Origin of the sequence: Sphingomonas sp. Leaf4, assembly GCF_920939515.1 — a bacterium.
Classification (GTDB): Bacteria; Pseudomonadota; Alphaproteobacteria; order Sphingomonadales; family Sphingomonadaceae; genus Sphingomonas.
In genome coordinates this window covers 411,457-425,033 of the sequence record NZ_CAKLBB010000001.1, presented here as the reverse complement: position 1 = coordinate 425,033, position 13,577 = coordinate 411,457, and the positions used below count along the sequence as shown (strand labels likewise).

Here is a 13,577-nt window from a genome sequence, read left to right as displayed (position 1 = left end):
TGATGACCGAGAAACTTGCCCCCGGCCTCTACATCGTTGCGACCCCGATCGGCAATCTCGCAGACTTAAGTCCGCGCGCTGCCGACATATTGTCGCGCGCCGAGGTGATCGCGGTGGAGGACAGCCGCGTCACCGCCGGCCTGCTGCGTCATATCGGCGTCAAACGGCCGATGATTCCGTATCACGACCATAATGCCGAGGGGATGCGCCCCGGGCTGATCGCACGGATGGCGTCGGAAGCGGTGGCGCTGGTGTCCGACGCCGGCACGCCGCTGATCTCCGATCCGGGGTACAAATTGGTGCGCGATGCGCGCGCGGCGGGCCATGCGGTGGTGACGATCCCGGGGCCGTGCGCGGCGGTGGCGGCGCTGACGCTGGCGGGGCTGCCGACCGACCGGTTCCTGTTCGCCGGCTTCCTGCCGCCCAAGGCGCATGCCCGCGCCGAGGCAATCGCCGAGATCGCGGGCATACGCGCGACGCTGGTGTTCTATGAGAGCGGACCGCGGCTGGCGGTGACGCTGGCGGCGCTGGCGCAAGGGCTGGGCGAGCGCGAGGCCGGCGTCGCGCGCGAGATCACCAAGCGGTTCGAGGAATGCGTGACGGGGACGCTGTCGGTACTGGCGGAACGCTATGCCGATGCGCCGCCCCGGGGCGAGATCGTGATCGTCGTCGCGCCGCCGGGCGCGCCGCCGCCCGCCACGGCCGAGGATGGCGAGGCGGCGCTGCGCGAGGCGCTGACCCGGCTGCCCGCGTCCAAAGCAGCGGGGGAAGTGGCGAAGGCGCTGGGGCTCGACCGCAAGGCGCTGTACGCGCGGGCGCTGGCGATGAAGGGCGAGTGACGCGCACCCGCGCCTCACGGGTGGCGGCGGATGCGGCCGGGCGGCGCGGCGAGCGGCTGGCAGGATGGTGGCTGCGGCTGAAAGGCTGGGAGATCGTCGGCCGGCGGGTGAAGACCAAGGCCGGCGAGGTCGATTTGATCGCACGGCGCGGCGGGCTGATCGCGTTCGTCGAGGTGAAGTTGCGGGCGAGCGCTGCCGGGCTGGACATGGCGATCGACGAACGCCGGCTGGCGCGGGTCGCGGCTGCGGCGGAAGTGCTGATGCCGCGCTATGCGGCGGGTGGCGAGGACGTGCGGATCGACGTGATCCTGATCGCCAAGGGGGCGGGAGTGCGGCATATCGAGAATGCGTGGGTGGGGTATTGAGGGGCCTAACCCATCGATATGGAAGCGTCGCCCCAGCGAAGGCTGGGGCCTCAGGCGGTTCCTGCCTCGCCCTGTCACTATGAGATCCCAGCCTTCGCTGGGATGACGTCCGGTTCTACGAGGACCGATCTGTCCGGCGCGTCAGAACTTCAGCTTCAGCCGCATCCATGTTTGTGCCGCCTGCCGGCATCGTAGCCTGAGCGGGGTCAACATTCAGCAGATGCTACACCTTTTCGTCGTTCCCGCGCAGGCGGCAACCCATAGACGCAACGAGACAGGTTCGATCACCGGCGTCGGCGTGTATGGATCCCCGCCTGCGCGGGGATGACGCGGGGGGTTCGAGGGCAGATTTCCCCTGCCAAGGCTGAATGCCGATCCGGCCTAGCGATCAGCCGTCGTCCGTGAAACCACGCCGTTGGACAATGCTGACGACGAATAGTGCGCCAGCGATCAGGTATAACGGGAATGACCACCCGCTTCGCTCCGGCACAAAAATCACGATCGCTATCGCGACGCTGAAAGCCGACCATCCGACGAAATCGGCATAAGGTGCGATCCGGGACATCCGGGAATGCTAATCGAACAGATGCTTGCTGGAAAGGACGTTATCGGGCGTCAACCGTCGCTACGGTCCTCGTCATCCCGTCGTATCAGCCTGCTCCCGACCCGAACCCCGGCACCTCGGGCGGGATCGCCGCGTTGCGCCAGCGTTCCACCGGCACCGCCAGCGTTCCCGTCTCGGTCTTGATACGTTCGACCAGCGTCGCGCCCTGCTGCACCGTGCCGCCGATCGTCGCGCGGGTGCGGACCCAGTAATGGCTCGACTGGAAGCCGGTGCCCGCCGGCACGGTCACGTCCTCGCGGGTCAGGTCTTCCTTCGAGAGATAGCCCTGCCGGTTGCGCACCGCGAGCAGCCGCTGGACCTGCGCCGGTTCGAACAGCACGCCGAGCAGTTCGGGGGTCGCCGCGTTGAGATTGACCGGGGTGTCGCCGGGCAGCGCCGTGACCATGCGCGCCAGCAGCGCCGCCTTGTCGGGCGGCAAGAACGCGGCGAGCGGGCGTAGGTCCTGCACCGGCCCGCGCTCGCGGATGAGGGCGATACCGGCGACCGCCTGTTCGTCGGACAGGCCGGCGGCGCGGGCGATGCGGATGAAGACCAGCTGCGGGATCGGGTCCTCGCCGCGCCGCACCGAATTGACGTTGAAGCGCCCCTGCGCGTCGGCGATGGCGAGGTCGAAGCGGCCGCCGTCGATCGCGATGCCGTTCTCGCTCAAGGACCCCCACGGTTCGCCGGGATAATCCGCCTCGGGCGCGACCCGCGCGTCGCGTTGCAGCGCGGTCAGCGCCGACAGCTCGCCGCCGCGCACCACCGCCAGCGCGCGCGACGCTTCGCGCGAGCGGATCGAGCGGTCGAGCGCCAGTTCCTCGCGGTTTATCATGAGCAGGACGAGTCCGCTGGCGATCGCGACGAACATCAGCACGTTGACGAGGATCATGCCGCGCTCGCGCTCGGCCACCGAGCGGCTCATGACGGCTGCGCCGGGACCGGCAAGGTGACGACACGGCGCAGGGTTCCGCCGCCCGTCCCGCCCAGTTGCAGCTCGACCACCACCGCGCGCGGCCATTCGCCCGAGCGATCGGGCGCGGGCGGCCATGCCGGCAGCCAGCCGCCGTCGAAATAGCGCCAGCGCGCGCCCGCCACCTGATCGAGCACCTGTTGCGGCCGGCCGCCGACGATCCGTTCCAGCCGGCCGCCGACGACGCGGTAGGCGACCGGCACCGCCGGCCCGCCGAACCCCGGCGCGGCGCGGGCGAAGCGCACCCCAGCGGCGTCCCCGGCGAGCGGCCCCGGCGCGATCTGGTCGAGGTCGCTCGAAATCACCACCATCGCGCGTTGCAGGTCGGCCACCCGGTCGAGTCGCGCCTCGGTCCGCCCGTCGACGCCGATGACGCTGTCGACCAGCGTCAGCCCCGCCACCGCGATCAGCGCGAACAGGCCGAGCGAGATCATCAGTTCGAGCAGGGTGAAGCCGGCTTGGCTAGGTTCGACAACCGGACCCGCCCCTTCATCGTCACCCCGGACTTGTTCCGGGGTCCACGGTTCCGCGCAAGGAACGGTCGCGGCGTTTGCGGGACCGTGGACCCCGGAACAAGTCCGGGGTGACGATAGGCTTACACCTGCTTCGATCATGCCCCGCGGCTCTCGGCCACCTTCTCGTACGCGCCGTTCGCGGCGACGAGGATCGCGAAGTCGCGCGCGCAACTGCCGTCGGCGCGGAAGCGCAGCGGGCCGGTCGCGCAATCGAACCCAGCCTCGCGCAGCAACCCCTCGCGGCTCAGCAGGTCGCCCGCGCGCAGGGTCTTGGCGATGCCGGCGGCGTCATAGCCGAGCGCGGCGATCGCGCCGGGCCGGCCACCGTTGCGCGCGGCGAAGGCGGCGGCGAAGGTCGCGAAGCGCGCCGGATCGGGGCTGGCGATCCATGCCCCCTCCAGCGCGGTCAGCGCGTCAGGGCGATAGTCGAGCGCCTGCACGGTTGCGAGCAACTGCATGCCGCCGGCCCGCGCCCGCGCCATGCTCGCCAGCGCGCTGGCACTTCCCCCCGGCACGAACAGCGCATCCGCCTCGCTCACCACCCCGCCCGCCGGCGTGGGAAGGACGATGAGGCCGAGATCGCCCTCCGCGCGCTTCGCCGCCGCGACGCAGGCGCTGCTCCACGGCGTTCCGTCGTCGAGCGCCGCGACGCGACGCACCCCGCGCGACCGGGCATAACCGAGCAGCGCGCCGGTCGCCTGCGCCGGGGTGATGCCCAGCACGAACGCGCCATTTCCCTGCGCGGCGGCATCGTTGGTCAGCGCCACCACCGGCACGCGCGCGCCGACGGCGGTGGCCACCGCGCGCGTCTCGGCAGCGGTGAGCGGCCCCAGCAACAGCGCCGCGCCGCCCTTCACCGCCGCCAGCGCGGCGCGCACCGCACCGTCGGCGCTGCCGCCGGTATCGATCACGCGCAGCGCCGTGGCGTCGGTTTCGGCGAGCATCGCCGCGGCGGCTATGCTACGGCCCAGCGCCGCCCGTTCACCGGTGAGCGGCACCAGCAACGCGGCCACGCCCTTCGCCCGGCGCGCCGCCCACAGGGGGGATGCGATCGATGCCGCCGACGACAGCGCAAGGCCCTGTCCCACCAGTTTCAGCGTCGCGCGTCGCGTTGGCATTGCCGGGTCTTTCACGGAGTCAGGCACGGCGGCGTAGTATCGCCTTCGCCACCCTCGGCATAGTCTCGTTCGCGATCGCGATGGTCGCGACATTGCCCGCCAGCCTGATCGTGCGCAACGTCGCATGGCGCAGCGGGGTCGGCGGTACGATCTGGCACGGCGAGGTCGGCGTGGCGGGGGGCAGCCGGCTGGAATGGCGGTTCGCGCCGCTGCGCAGCCTCACCAGCCTCGGCTTCGCGGTCGACTGGACCGCGACCGGCCCCGATACCGATCTGGGCGGACAGGCGATCGCCTGGGGCAGTGGCGTGCAACTGGACAAGGTGGCGGGATCGGCCGATGCCTCGCTGCTTCAGGCGCTGCAACCCGATCTGCCCTTCACCTGCGACGCGACGATGCAGATCGACCTGTCCAAACTATCGACCGCCAGCGGATCGGCGATGGCCGACGGCCGCGTCGCGATCGATCCGGGCAGTTGCGCGACCAGGGCCGGCATCGCGACGCCAACCCCTGCGCTGCTGCTGACCGCCGAGCATATCGGGCAGGAGACGCGGGTGCGGCTGGCCCCCGACGCGCAGCGCCGCCGCACGCTGATGGACGCGACGCTGCGCGAGGACGGCGTGCTGAAGTTCCAGATGACCGGCGACGGCGCCGCGACGCTGCCGTTCGTGGGGTTGCCGGCGGGGGCGGCGGTGGAAGGGCGGTTCTAGGCCGGATCGACATTCAGCATTGCCGGCCGATCTTCGTTATTTTCGGTCGAAACAGCCACCCCTTTCGTCACCCCGGACTTGTTCCGGGGTCCACGGCTCGGCAATCGGTGCGCCTTGAGGCTGTATCGACAGCGTTCGGGGACAAGTGGACCCCGGAACACGTCCGGGGTGACGACGCGCGAAGGAAGGTCGATCGGCCCTAGCGTCCCCTACCCGTGCCGCCGTCCGAAGTCCTCGCGGGCGTCGTCCTGCCCCTGTTCGACGATCGAGCGGCGGATGGTGCGGGTGCGGCTGAACAGGTCGAACAGTTCGTCGCCCTTGTCCCAGCGGATCGCGCGTTGCAGCGCCGACAGGTCCTCGGAGAAGCGCTGGAGCATGGTCAGCACCGCGTCCTTGTTGGCGAGGAACACGTCGCGCCACATCGTCGGGTCGGACGCGGCGATGCGGGTGAAGTCGCGGAAACCGCCCGCCGAATATTTGATAACCTCGCTCTGCGTCACCGCCTCCAGATCGCTGGCGGTGCCGACGATGGTATAGGCGATCAGGTGCGGCAGGTGGCTGGTGATCGCCAGCACCAGATCATGGTGCTGCGCGTCCATCATTTCGATGTCCGCCCCGATCCTGCGCCAGAATTCGGCGACGCGCTCGACCGCGAGCGGGTCGGCGTCGGCCGCAGGCGTGAGAATGCACCAGCGGCCCTTGAACAGCGTGGCGAAGCCCGCCTCCGGCCCGCTGCGTTCCGTCCCCGCCACCGGATGCGCGGGAACGATCGCGACGCCGGGCAGGGCCTGCGCCAGTGCGGCGGCGATGCCCGCCTTGCTCGACCCGACGTCGCTGACGACGACGCCGGGGGGCAGGTCGGGCGCGATCTCGGCGGCGACCGGGCCGATCGCGCCGACCGGCACGCACAGGATCACCAGATCGGCATCGATCACCGCCGCGCCGGCATGGTCGCTGACATCGTCGAGCAGGCCCAGCGCGCGCACCGTCTCGCGCGCTTCCGCCGAGGCGTCATGCCCGGTCAGCCGCACGCCCGGCATGTCGGCGCGGACCGCGCGGGCGATCGACGATCCGATCAGCCCCAGCCCGAGGATCGCGACCCGCGCGAACGGCAGCATCAGCCGCCCACGATCTCGCGAAGCGCGGCGGCGACGCCGCGTACCTCCGCCTCGGTGCCGATCGAGATACGCAGGCCGTTGGCGAGGCCCTGTCCGGGCAGCCAGCGGGTGATGAAGCCCTTGTCCATCAACCCCTGATAGGCGTCGCCCGCGCTGACCGGTCCATCGAACAGCACCAGCACGAAATTGGCCTTTGATGGCACGGCGCGCAGGCCCGCGTTGCCCAGCGCGGCGATCTCACCTTCGAACCATGTCCGCCACTGGCGGTTGTGCGCGCGGCTGGCCTCGACGAAGCTGGTATCGCGCACCGCCGCGATCGCCGCCTGCTGTCCGGCGGTCGTCACGTTGAACGGCGCGCGGATGCGGTGCATCGCGTCGATCGCCTCCGCCGAGCCATAGCCCCAGCCGATCCGCTCGGCGGCCAGACCGTGGATCTTGGAAAAGGTCCGCGTGACCAGCACGTTCGCCTGCGTCCGGGCGAGGTCGAGGCCGTGGTCGTCCTCGTGATCCTCGAGATATTCGGCATAGGCCTGATCGAGCACCAGCAGGATGTCGGGGCGCAGGGCGGCGTGCAGCCGCGCGATCTCCGCGCGGGGGGAATAGGTGCCGGTGGGATTGTTCGGATTGGCGACGAACACCACGCGCGTCCGGTCGGTCACGCAGGCGAGGATCGCATCGACGTCGGTCGCGTGATCCTTGTCCGGCGCCACCACCGGGGTCGCGCCGACGCGCCGCGTCGCGATCTCATAGACCGCGAAGCCGTAGCGCACGAAGATCACCTCGTCGCCGTGCCCGGCATAGGCCCCGGCGGCCAGATGCAGCACCTCGTCCGATCCGGTGCCATAGATGATCCGCGCCGGGTCCAGCCCATGCGCCTGCGCGATCGCCGCGCGCAGATCGGCGGCACCGGGATCGGGATAGCGCTCGAGGCTGCGGTCGGCCTGCGCGAAGGCGGCGCGGGCGTGCGGCGAGGTGCCGAGCGGGTTCTCGTTCGACGAGAGTTTCGCCACCTGCCGCCCGTCGTCGGTCTTCGACCGGCCGGGGACATAGGGGGCGATGTCGAGGATCCATGGCTTGGGAGCGGGAGCGTTCATGGCCCCGCCCCCTGCGCCAAGCCGGCCATGAACGCAAGATCGAGGGATCGGGACCGCTACACCAAGAACACCAAGACCCGTTAACCATCGCCTGCTATGGCCGCTGCAACGCGGGACAAGCGGAACAGGGGCGGCAATGCGGGCGGGCGACACGATCTGGCGGGCGATGCAGGCGGCACGGCGTGCCAACCTGATCGATGAAGGTGCGCCCGCGCCTGTCCCGGCGAGTTGGAGCGCCACCCGCCGCGCGTTGTTGCAAGGGCTGGCGGCGACCGGACTGGCCGGCATGGCCGCGCCGCTGGCCGCCCGGCCGACCGCGCCCGGCCGCGTCGCGATTCTGGGCGGTGGCCTCGCCGGGCTGACCGCGCTGCACCATCTGCGCGCCGCCGGGGTCGATGCGTGGCTGTACGAGGCGAAGGCGCGGCTGGGCGGGCGGGTCCATACCCGTCGCCTGCCCGACGGCGTCGCGTTCGAGCGCGGCGGACAGTTGGTCAACACCGACCATGCCGACATGCACGCGCTCGCCCGCCGCTTCGGCATCGCGCTGATCGATCGCAAGGACACCGCCCATCGCACGATCATCGTCGAGAATGGCGATAGCGTGTCCGACGCCCGGCTGGCGCGCGCGCTGCGCCCGATCGCGCGGCGGATCGACCTCGACGCCAAGGCGCTGTCGGACGATTTCGAGGGCACCGCGCGCCGGCTCGACCGGCTGTCGATGGCCGCCTATTTCGATCTCCACGCCGCGCTGCTGCCCGACCCGTGGGTCCGCCGCCTGCTCGAACAGACCGCGCGCACCGAATATGGCGCGGAGCCCGATCGGGTGTCGGCGATCGGACTGCTGTTCAACCTGCCCGTCGTCGACGGGGACCGGGTGGAGGTGCTGGGCGGCAGCGACGAACGCTATGTCCTGTCGGGCGGCAGCTCGACGCTTGTCGAGGCGCTGGCCGCACTCCACGCCGATCGCATCGCTACCGCGCGCGAGGCGATCCGGGTCGAGGCGAATGGCCGGGGCGCGGGCATCGTGTTCCGCGACCTGTCGCGCATCGCCTGCGATCATGTCGTGCTGGCGCTTCCCGCCAACGTCGCCCGCCGGATCGAGATCGCCGCCCCGCTGCCCGCGCCGTGGCGGCAGTTCCTCGGCGCGATGCAACTGGGCCGCAACGAAAAGCTGCAATGGGCGATGGCGAGCACGCCATGGCGCGCGGCGATCGGCGAGGGTGGCGAGCTGTGGTCGGCCGATCCAGCCGCCGCCGCCGCGCAAGGGTGGGACGCGACGGTACGCGGCGGACCCGAACGCCCGGTGTGGAACTGGTTCTTTGGCGGCGATCAGGCGGCGGGCTTCACCGCCCATGGCGCGCCGCCCGCACCGGGGCAGCTCGACGCGCTGTTCGCCCCCGCGCTCGTGGCGCTGAACGCGCACCGCAGCGCCGACTGGAGCTTCGATCGCACCGGATGGAGCGCCGATCCGCTGATCGGCGGGGCCTATGTCAATTATCCGCCGGGGATGCTGACCCGTTTCGCGAAACTGTTGTGGCTGGAGGAAGCCGACGGCCGCGCGACTCAGGTGGCGCGCGCGGGGCGGATCGTGTTCGCGGGCGAGCATCTGTCCGATGCCTATCCCGGCTATATGAACGGCGCGGCGCAGACCGGACGGCTTGCCGCCGCCAGCCTGCTCGGACGGCGGATCGCCCCCGACGCGGCTTGAACCGGCCGGCGCGGACCGGTAGCGGCAAGCCCATGGATTCCCGCTTCGGTCCCGATCGCCGCGTCACGCTCGACACCCCCCTCGCGCTCGACGGCGGGGCGGTGCTCGACCGGATCGACATCGCCTATGAAACCTATGGCACGCTGAACCCGGCGCGCGACAATGCGGTGCTGATCTGCCACGCGCTGACCGGCGACCATCATGTCGCCTCCGCCCATCCGCGCACCGGCAAGCCCGGCTGGTGGTCGCGGATGATTGGGCCGGGCAAGCCGATCGATCTGGATAAACAGTTCGTCATCTGCTCGAACGTGCTGGGCAGTTGCATGGGATCGTCGGGTCCCGCCAGCATCGATCCCGCGACCGGCCGCCCCTATGCGATGCGCTTCCCGGTGCTGACCATCCGCGACATGGTGCGCGCGCAGGGCATGTTGCTCGACCATCTCGGCATCGAACGCCTTCGCGCGGTGGTCGGCGGGTCGATGGGCGGCATGCAGGCGCTGTCATGGGGGGCGACGCTGCCCGACCGGGTCGAGGCGGTGGTGGTGATCGCCTCGACCGCGCGGCATTCGGCGCAGAACATCGCGTTCCACGAAGTCGGGCGGCAGGCGATCATGGCCGATCCCAACTGGGCCGGCGGCGAATATTACGACGGCGCGGCCCCATCGGCCGGCCTGTCGGTCGCGCGGATGGCGGCGCACATCACCTATCTGTCCGAAGCCGGTCTCACCGCCAAGTTCGGCCGCAAGTTGCAGGCGCGCGCCGATGGACAGGCGGGGTCCAAGACGTTCGGCTTCGACGCCGATTTTCAGGTCGAAAGCTATCTGCGGCATCAGGGCCTTGCCTTCACCGACCGGTTCGATGCCAATTCCTATCTCTACATCACCCGCGCGCTCGACTATTTCGATCTGGCCGAGGAACATGGCGGCATTCTCGCCAACGCCTTTCGCGCGACGAAAGCGCGGTTCTGCATCGTCAGCTACGATACCGACTGGCTCTATCCGACGGCGGAGTCGCGCAGCATCGTCCATGCGCTCAACGCCGCCGGTGCGCCCGCCAGCTTCGTCGAGCTGTCGTCGCCGTTCGGCCATGATGCGTTCCTGCTCGAATCGCCCGATCTCGACCGGGTGATGCGCGGCTTTCTGGAGGCGCGGGCATGACGCTTCGCCCTGATCTGGCGATTATCGCCGCCCATGTCGCGCCGGGATCGCGCGTGCTTGATGTGGGCTGCGGCGACGGGCAGTTGATGGCGGCGTTGCGCGACACGCGCGGCGTCGATGCGCGCGGGCTGGAGATCGACGCGCGCAACGTCGCCGATGCGATGGCCAAGGGGCTGTCGGTGATGCAGGGCGATGCCGATCGCGACCTCGCCGACTATCCCGACGCCAGCTTCGACTATGCGATCCTCAGCCAGACGCTCCAGACTGCGATGCGCCCGCATGTCGTGCTCGACCATCTGCTGCGCATCGGCGGGCAGGCGTTCGTATCCTTCCCCAATTTCGCGCACTGGCGGGTACGCGCCTCGCTGCTGTGGGGCGGGCGGATGCCGGTGACGAAGCTGTTGCCGCTCGAATGGTATGACACGCCCAACATCCATCATGTGACGATCGACGATTTCCGCGCCTTCGTCGGCAAGCGCGGCATCACCGTGGTCGACGCCTGGTTCCTGTCGGGCGGCAAGCGCACCACGGCGGCGGCGGCGAACTTCCGCGCTGAACATGCGGTGTTTCTGCTGAAGCGCTGAGCAGTTCGCCTTGTGGCTCCCCCCACCTGTCAGTGGTGGAGTACAAATCACCGCCGTTAACCAAGCCTAAGTCATTGATGCCGATAGTCGTCACCGTCCGGGGTTCGGGGCAGAACGGGATTCGGTTCGATGCGTACACGGCTTTTCACGCTATTCCTCGCGGGCGGGGTCCTGCTGAACGGGTGCGCCAGAAAGGCGCCCGAGGCGGTCGCTCCGCCGCCGGTGCCGCCGGTGGCCGCCGCACCACAACCGATGCCCAAGCCACCGCTGGGGGCGGCCGCCAACCTCGCCATTCCCGCCGCCACCCCCGATGGTGGCTATGCGACGATCAACCGCACGCTCTCCACCAACGCCGCGCTGTGGCATCTCCGCTCGGCGCTGAACGTCGCCGCGCTCCAGTGCGACATCGGCGATCCCAATGGCGTCGCGCAGTATAACCGGTTGCTGAAGGTCCACGCCGCCCGCTTCGCCGCCGCGCACCGCGCGCTGGAGGCGGAATACCGGCGCGGCGGTGGCGACTGGCAGGACCGGTTCGACGATTCGATGACGCGGGTGTATAATTATTTCGCCCAGCCGCCGGTGCGGGCGCGCTTCTGCGCGACCGCGCTGCCGATGCTGGCGCAGGTCGCCGACCTGCCCGCCGGCAGCCTCGACGGCTTCGCCGCGCCGGGCCTCGGCTCGCTCGACGAGCCGTTCGTCGAATTTTATCGCGCCTATGACGCCTATCGCATCGCGCTCGCGCAGTGGCAGGCGGGGCAAGGGCCGAAGCTGGCGGTCGATCCGCAAATCCTGGTCGCCTCGACCGAAGTGACCGGCGGCAGCTACCGCGTGGCGGCGCGCTGATTTCCTGGACAGACTGGCGGTAAAACGAACGCCCGCGCGATGAGCGCGGGCGTTCCTCGTTGGCGTTGGCGGCGTCCTGCTACTTCGCCGCAGCGCGACGCGGGGCCGGTCGCGGCGTCACGACCGGCCCCGCCCGAACGCCGGCTGGATCAGCCGCCAAAGCCGCGCGTCGCCTGATACAACAGGGTGATCGCCACGCGGCGGTTGCGCGGATCGTAGGGATCCTTGACGATCATCGGTTCGCGATCGGCGACGCCCTCGATCCGTTCGAAGCGGCGTTCGCCGACCCCGCCCAGCGCCAGCCGGCGGCGGGTCGCCTCGGCCCGGCCCGACGACAGCATCCAGTTGTTCATGTCCTGCGGCCGGCCATAGGCGACGGCATCGGTATGGCCGCGGATCATGATGGTGTTGGGCAGGTCGCGCACGGTATCGGCGATCAGGCGCATCAGCTCCCCGGCTTCGGGGGCGAGCGCGGTGGTGCCCAGCGCGAACATCGAATAATCGGCATTGTCGACCAGATCGATCCGCACCCCGTCGCGCGTCGGCACGATACGGACGTTCTTGGCCAGCTTGGCAAGACGTACGTCGCTCTGCATCCGACGCGACAGCGTGCGCTTGATCTTGTCGAACGCCTGCTTGTCCTCTGCCGCCAGTTGCTGGCGGTTCTTCATCGCGCCCTTGTCGCCCGCGCCGGTGCGGTCGCCGCCGCTTGCATCGACCGGGATGGTCATCGACCGGGTGCCGGTCTGCTGCGCCTTGTGCGGGTAATTGTCCTTGTCGATGATCGATTCACCACCGAAGATGCCGTTCGATCCGGCCGAGTTCTGCTTCAGTTCGACCAGCGTCGGCGCGAAATAATCGGCGAGCGCCTTGCGCTGCTTCTCGTTGGTCGCGCCGAGCAGCCACATCAGCAGGAAGAACGCCATCATCGCCGTCACGAAGTCGGCATAGGCGACCTTCCACGCGCCGCCGTGATGGCCGCCGTGGCCGGCGTCGATGATCTTCTTGACGATGATGATCTTGGGCGGCTGGTTGTTGCCGTGCGGAGCGCGGGCGGCCATCAGCGGATCCTCCTGGTCATCATCCTCACCGTCCGCGCAGGCCGTCGAACACCTCGGCAAAGCCGGGCTGGTTGTGATGGGCGATGCCCGAACGCGCCGCTTCGATCACCAGCGGCTGCGGATGGCCGTGCAGCGAGGCGATGATGATCTGCTTGACGACGTGATAGATCGCGGCGTCGGCGTCGATCACCTGCTGCAACCGCGTGGCGAGCGGCCCCACGATACCATAGGCCAGCAACACGCCGAGGAAGGTGCCGACCAGCGCCGAGCCGATCATGCCGCCCAGAATCGACGGCGGCTTGTCGATCGAACCCATCGTCTTGACCACGCCGAGCACGGCGGCGACGATGCCGAGCGCGGGCAGCGCGTCGGCCAGGCCCTGGAGCGTGCCCTGCGGCCCCTGCACCTCGTGATGATGGGTCTTGATCGAATTATCCATGACCTCCTCGACCGCATGCACGTCGAGCGTGCCCGACGAAACGACGACGAGGCGCAGCGTGTCGGCGATCAGGTTGACCAAGGTGTGATCGGCCATCAGCCGGGGATATTCGGAGAAGATCGCCGACGACTTCGGATCCTCGACATGCGGTTCGAGCGCGATCGGCCCTTCGGCGCGCAGCATCTTCATCAGTTTCGAGACGAGGAAGATCGCGTCGAGATAATCCTGCTTCTTGTATTTCGGCCCCTTCATCACCTTCATGAAGCCGCCGCCCATCGCCTTCAGCTCTTTACCCGAATTGCCGATGATGAGCGCGCCGACCGCCGCGCCGCCGATGATGAGCATCTCGTGCGGCAGTGCGTGCATGACGGGGCCGAGCGCACCGCCGGTGATGGCGAACCCGCCGAACACCATCGCGATCAGCACGACGAAACCGATGGCCGGAAACATGT

The 13,577-nt window shown here is 69.6% G+C and carries 14 protein-coding genes; 7 read left to right on the top strand and 7 right to left on the bottom strand.

Features of this window, described 5'->3' with window-relative positions:
* Positions 1-2: 2 nt before the first annotated feature.
* Together rsmI and LRA89_RS01875 are read left to right on the top strand one after the other, a co-directional pair.
* Positions 3-839 (top strand): 16S rRNA (cytidine(1402)-2'-O)-methyltransferase, encoded by an 837-nt coding sequence (gene rsmI / locus LRA89_RS01880; RefSeq protein ID WP_230635944.1) that lies wholly within the window; start codon positions 3-5, stop codon positions 837-839.
* Positions 836-1,204 carry a YraN family protein gene (locus LRA89_RS01875; protein ID WP_230635942.1) on the top strand — a complete coding sequence of 123 codons (369 nt, stop codon included), beginning with the start codon at positions 836-838 and terminating at the stop codon, positions 1,202-1,204. The genes rsmI and LRA89_RS01875 overlap by 4 nt, the downstream gene beginning before the upstream one ends.
* A gap of 650 nt (positions 1,205-1,854) precedes the next feature.
* Here LRA89_RS01875 and LRA89_RS01870 read toward each other — a convergent pair.
* The 3 genes from LRA89_RS01870 to LRA89_RS01860 are packed head-to-tail and all read right to left on the bottom strand — an operon-like array spanning position 1,855 to position 4,414.
* Positions 1,855-2,733: a general secretion pathway protein GspK gene (locus LRA89_RS01870; protein ID WP_230635940.1), complete on the bottom strand. Its 879-nt coding sequence runs from the start codon at positions 2,731-2,733 to the stop codon at positions 1,855-1,857.
* Positions 2,730-3,395, bottom strand: a complete 666-nt coding sequence (locus LRA89_RS01865; RefSeq protein ID WP_268934889.1) for a type II secretion system protein GspJ — start codon at positions 3,393-3,395, stop codon at positions 2,730-2,732. Before LRA89_RS01865 ends, LRA89_RS01870 begins: the two co-directional genes overlap by 4 nt.
* Positions 3,392-4,414 (bottom strand): hypothetical protein, encoded by a 1,023-nt coding sequence (locus tag LRA89_RS01860; protein ID WP_230635938.1) that lies wholly within the window; start codon positions 4,412-4,414, stop codon positions 3,392-3,394. The genes LRA89_RS01865 and LRA89_RS01860 overlap by 4 nt, the downstream gene beginning before the upstream one ends.
* Here LRA89_RS01860 and gspN point away from each other — a divergent pair.
* Positions 4,414-5,121, top strand: a complete 708-nt coding sequence (gene gspN / locus LRA89_RS01855) for a type II secretion system protein N (RefSeq protein WP_230635936.1) — start codon at positions 4,414-4,416, stop codon at positions 5,119-5,121. The genes LRA89_RS01860 and gspN overlap by 1 nt on opposite strands.
* 209 nt (positions 5,122-5,330) lie before the next feature.
* On the opposite strand, the gene LRA89_RS01850 is transcribed toward gspN, so the two are convergent.
* Together LRA89_RS01850 and hisC are read right to left on the bottom strand one after the other, a co-directional pair.
* Positions 5,331-6,239: a prephenate/arogenate dehydrogenase family protein gene (locus LRA89_RS01850; RefSeq protein ID WP_056498912.1), complete on the bottom strand. Its 909-nt coding sequence runs from the start codon at positions 6,237-6,239 to the stop codon at positions 5,331-5,333.
* Positions 6,239-7,333, bottom strand: a complete 1,095-nt coding sequence (hisC, locus tag LRA89_RS01845) for a histidinol-phosphate transaminase (protein WP_056498911.1) — start codon at positions 7,331-7,333, stop codon at positions 6,239-6,241. Before hisC ends, LRA89_RS01850 begins: the two co-directional genes overlap by 1 nt.
* A 136-nt stretch (positions 7,334-7,469) precedes the next feature.
* Here hisC and LRA89_RS01840 point away from each other — a divergent pair, with 136 nt between their 5' ends.
* The 4 genes from LRA89_RS01840 (at position 7,470) to LRA89_RS01825 (ending at position 11,625) form a co-directional block, all read left to right on the top strand.
* Positions 7,470-9,041: a flavin monoamine oxidase family protein gene (locus LRA89_RS01840; protein ID WP_230635934.1), complete on the top strand. Its 1,572-nt coding sequence runs from the start codon at positions 7,470-7,472 to the stop codon at positions 9,039-9,041.
* 32 nt (positions 9,042-9,073) lie between these two features.
* A complete protein-coding gene (gene metX / locus LRA89_RS01835) occupies positions 9,074-10,198 on the top strand; it encodes a homoserine O-acetyltransferase MetX (protein WP_230635932.1) in 1,125 nt (374 codons plus the stop codon).
* Positions 10,195-10,782: a methionine biosynthesis protein MetW gene (gene metW / locus LRA89_RS01830; protein WP_055758216.1), complete on the top strand. Its 588-nt coding sequence runs from the start codon at positions 10,195-10,197 to the stop codon at positions 10,780-10,782. Before metX ends, metW begins: the two co-directional genes overlap by 4 nt.
* A gap of 129 nt (positions 10,783-10,911) precedes the next feature.
* Complete coding sequence (locus LRA89_RS01825) at positions 10,912-11,625, top strand: hypothetical protein (protein ID WP_230635930.1); 714 nt, start codon at positions 10,912-10,914, stop codon at positions 11,623-11,625.
* 149 nt (positions 11,626-11,774) lie between these two features.
* Here the strand turns inward: LRA89_RS01825 and LRA89_RS01820 are convergent, their stop codons facing one another.
* Both LRA89_RS01820 and motA read right to left on the bottom strand, forming a co-directional pair.
* Positions 11,775-12,686, bottom strand: coding sequence for a flagellar motor protein MotB (locus LRA89_RS01820; RefSeq protein WP_056498900.1), 912 nt, complete (start codon positions 12,684-12,686; stop codon positions 11,775-11,777).
* Between the two features lie 25 nt (positions 12,687-12,711).
* The gene (gene motA, locus LRA89_RS01815; RefSeq protein WP_055758208.1) at positions 12,712-13,575 is read right to left on the bottom strand and encodes a flagellar motor stator protein MotA; all 864 of its coding nucleotides are present in this window, start codon (positions 13,573-13,575) and stop codon (positions 12,712-12,714) included.
* Positions 13,576-13,577 lie beyond the last annotated feature (2 nt).

Coding starts and splice junctions, on each gene's coding strand:
- rsmI (WP_230635944.1), top strand. CDS start 3: ATGACCGAGAAACTTGCCCCCGGCCTCTACATCGTTGCGACCCCGATC.
- LRA89_RS01870 (WP_230635940.1), bottom strand. CDS start 2,733: ATGAGCCGCTCGGTGGCCGAGCGCGAGCGCGGCATGATCCTCGTCAAC.
- LRA89_RS01865 (WP_268934889.1), bottom strand. CDS start 3,395: ATGATCGAAGCAGGTGTAAGCCTATCGTCACCCCGGACTTGTTCCGGG.
- LRA89_RS01860 (WP_230635938.1), bottom strand. CDS start 4,414: ATGCCAACGCGACGCGCGACGCTGAAACTGGTGGGACAGGGCCTTGCG.
- LRA89_RS01850 (WP_056498912.1), bottom strand. CDS start 6,239: ATGCTGCCGTTCGCGCGGGTCGCGATCCTCGGGCTGGGGCTGATCGGA.
- hisC (WP_056498911.1), bottom strand. CDS start 7,333: ATGAACGCTCCCGCTCCCAAGCCATGGATCCTCGACATCGCCCCCTAT.
- LRA89_RS01840 (WP_230635934.1), top strand. CDS start 7,470: ATGCGGGCGGGCGACACGATCTGGCGGGCGATGCAGGCGGCACGGCGT.
- metX (WP_230635932.1), top strand. CDS start 9,074: ATGGATTCCCGCTTCGGTCCCGATCGCCGCGTCACGCTCGACACCCCC.
- metW (WP_055758216.1), top strand. CDS start 10,195: ATGACGCTTCGCCCTGATCTGGCGATTATCGCCGCCCATGTCGCGCCG.
- LRA89_RS01825 (WP_230635930.1), top strand. CDS start 10,912: ATGCGTACACGGCTTTTCACGCTATTCCTCGCGGGCGGGGTCCTGCTG.
- LRA89_RS01820 (WP_056498900.1), bottom strand. CDS start 12,686: ATGGCCGCCCGCGCTCCGCACGGCAACAACCAGCCGCCCAAGATCATC.
- motA (WP_055758208.1), bottom strand. CDS start 13,575: ATGTTTCCGGCCATCGGTTTCGTCGTGCTGATCGCGATGGTGTTCGGC.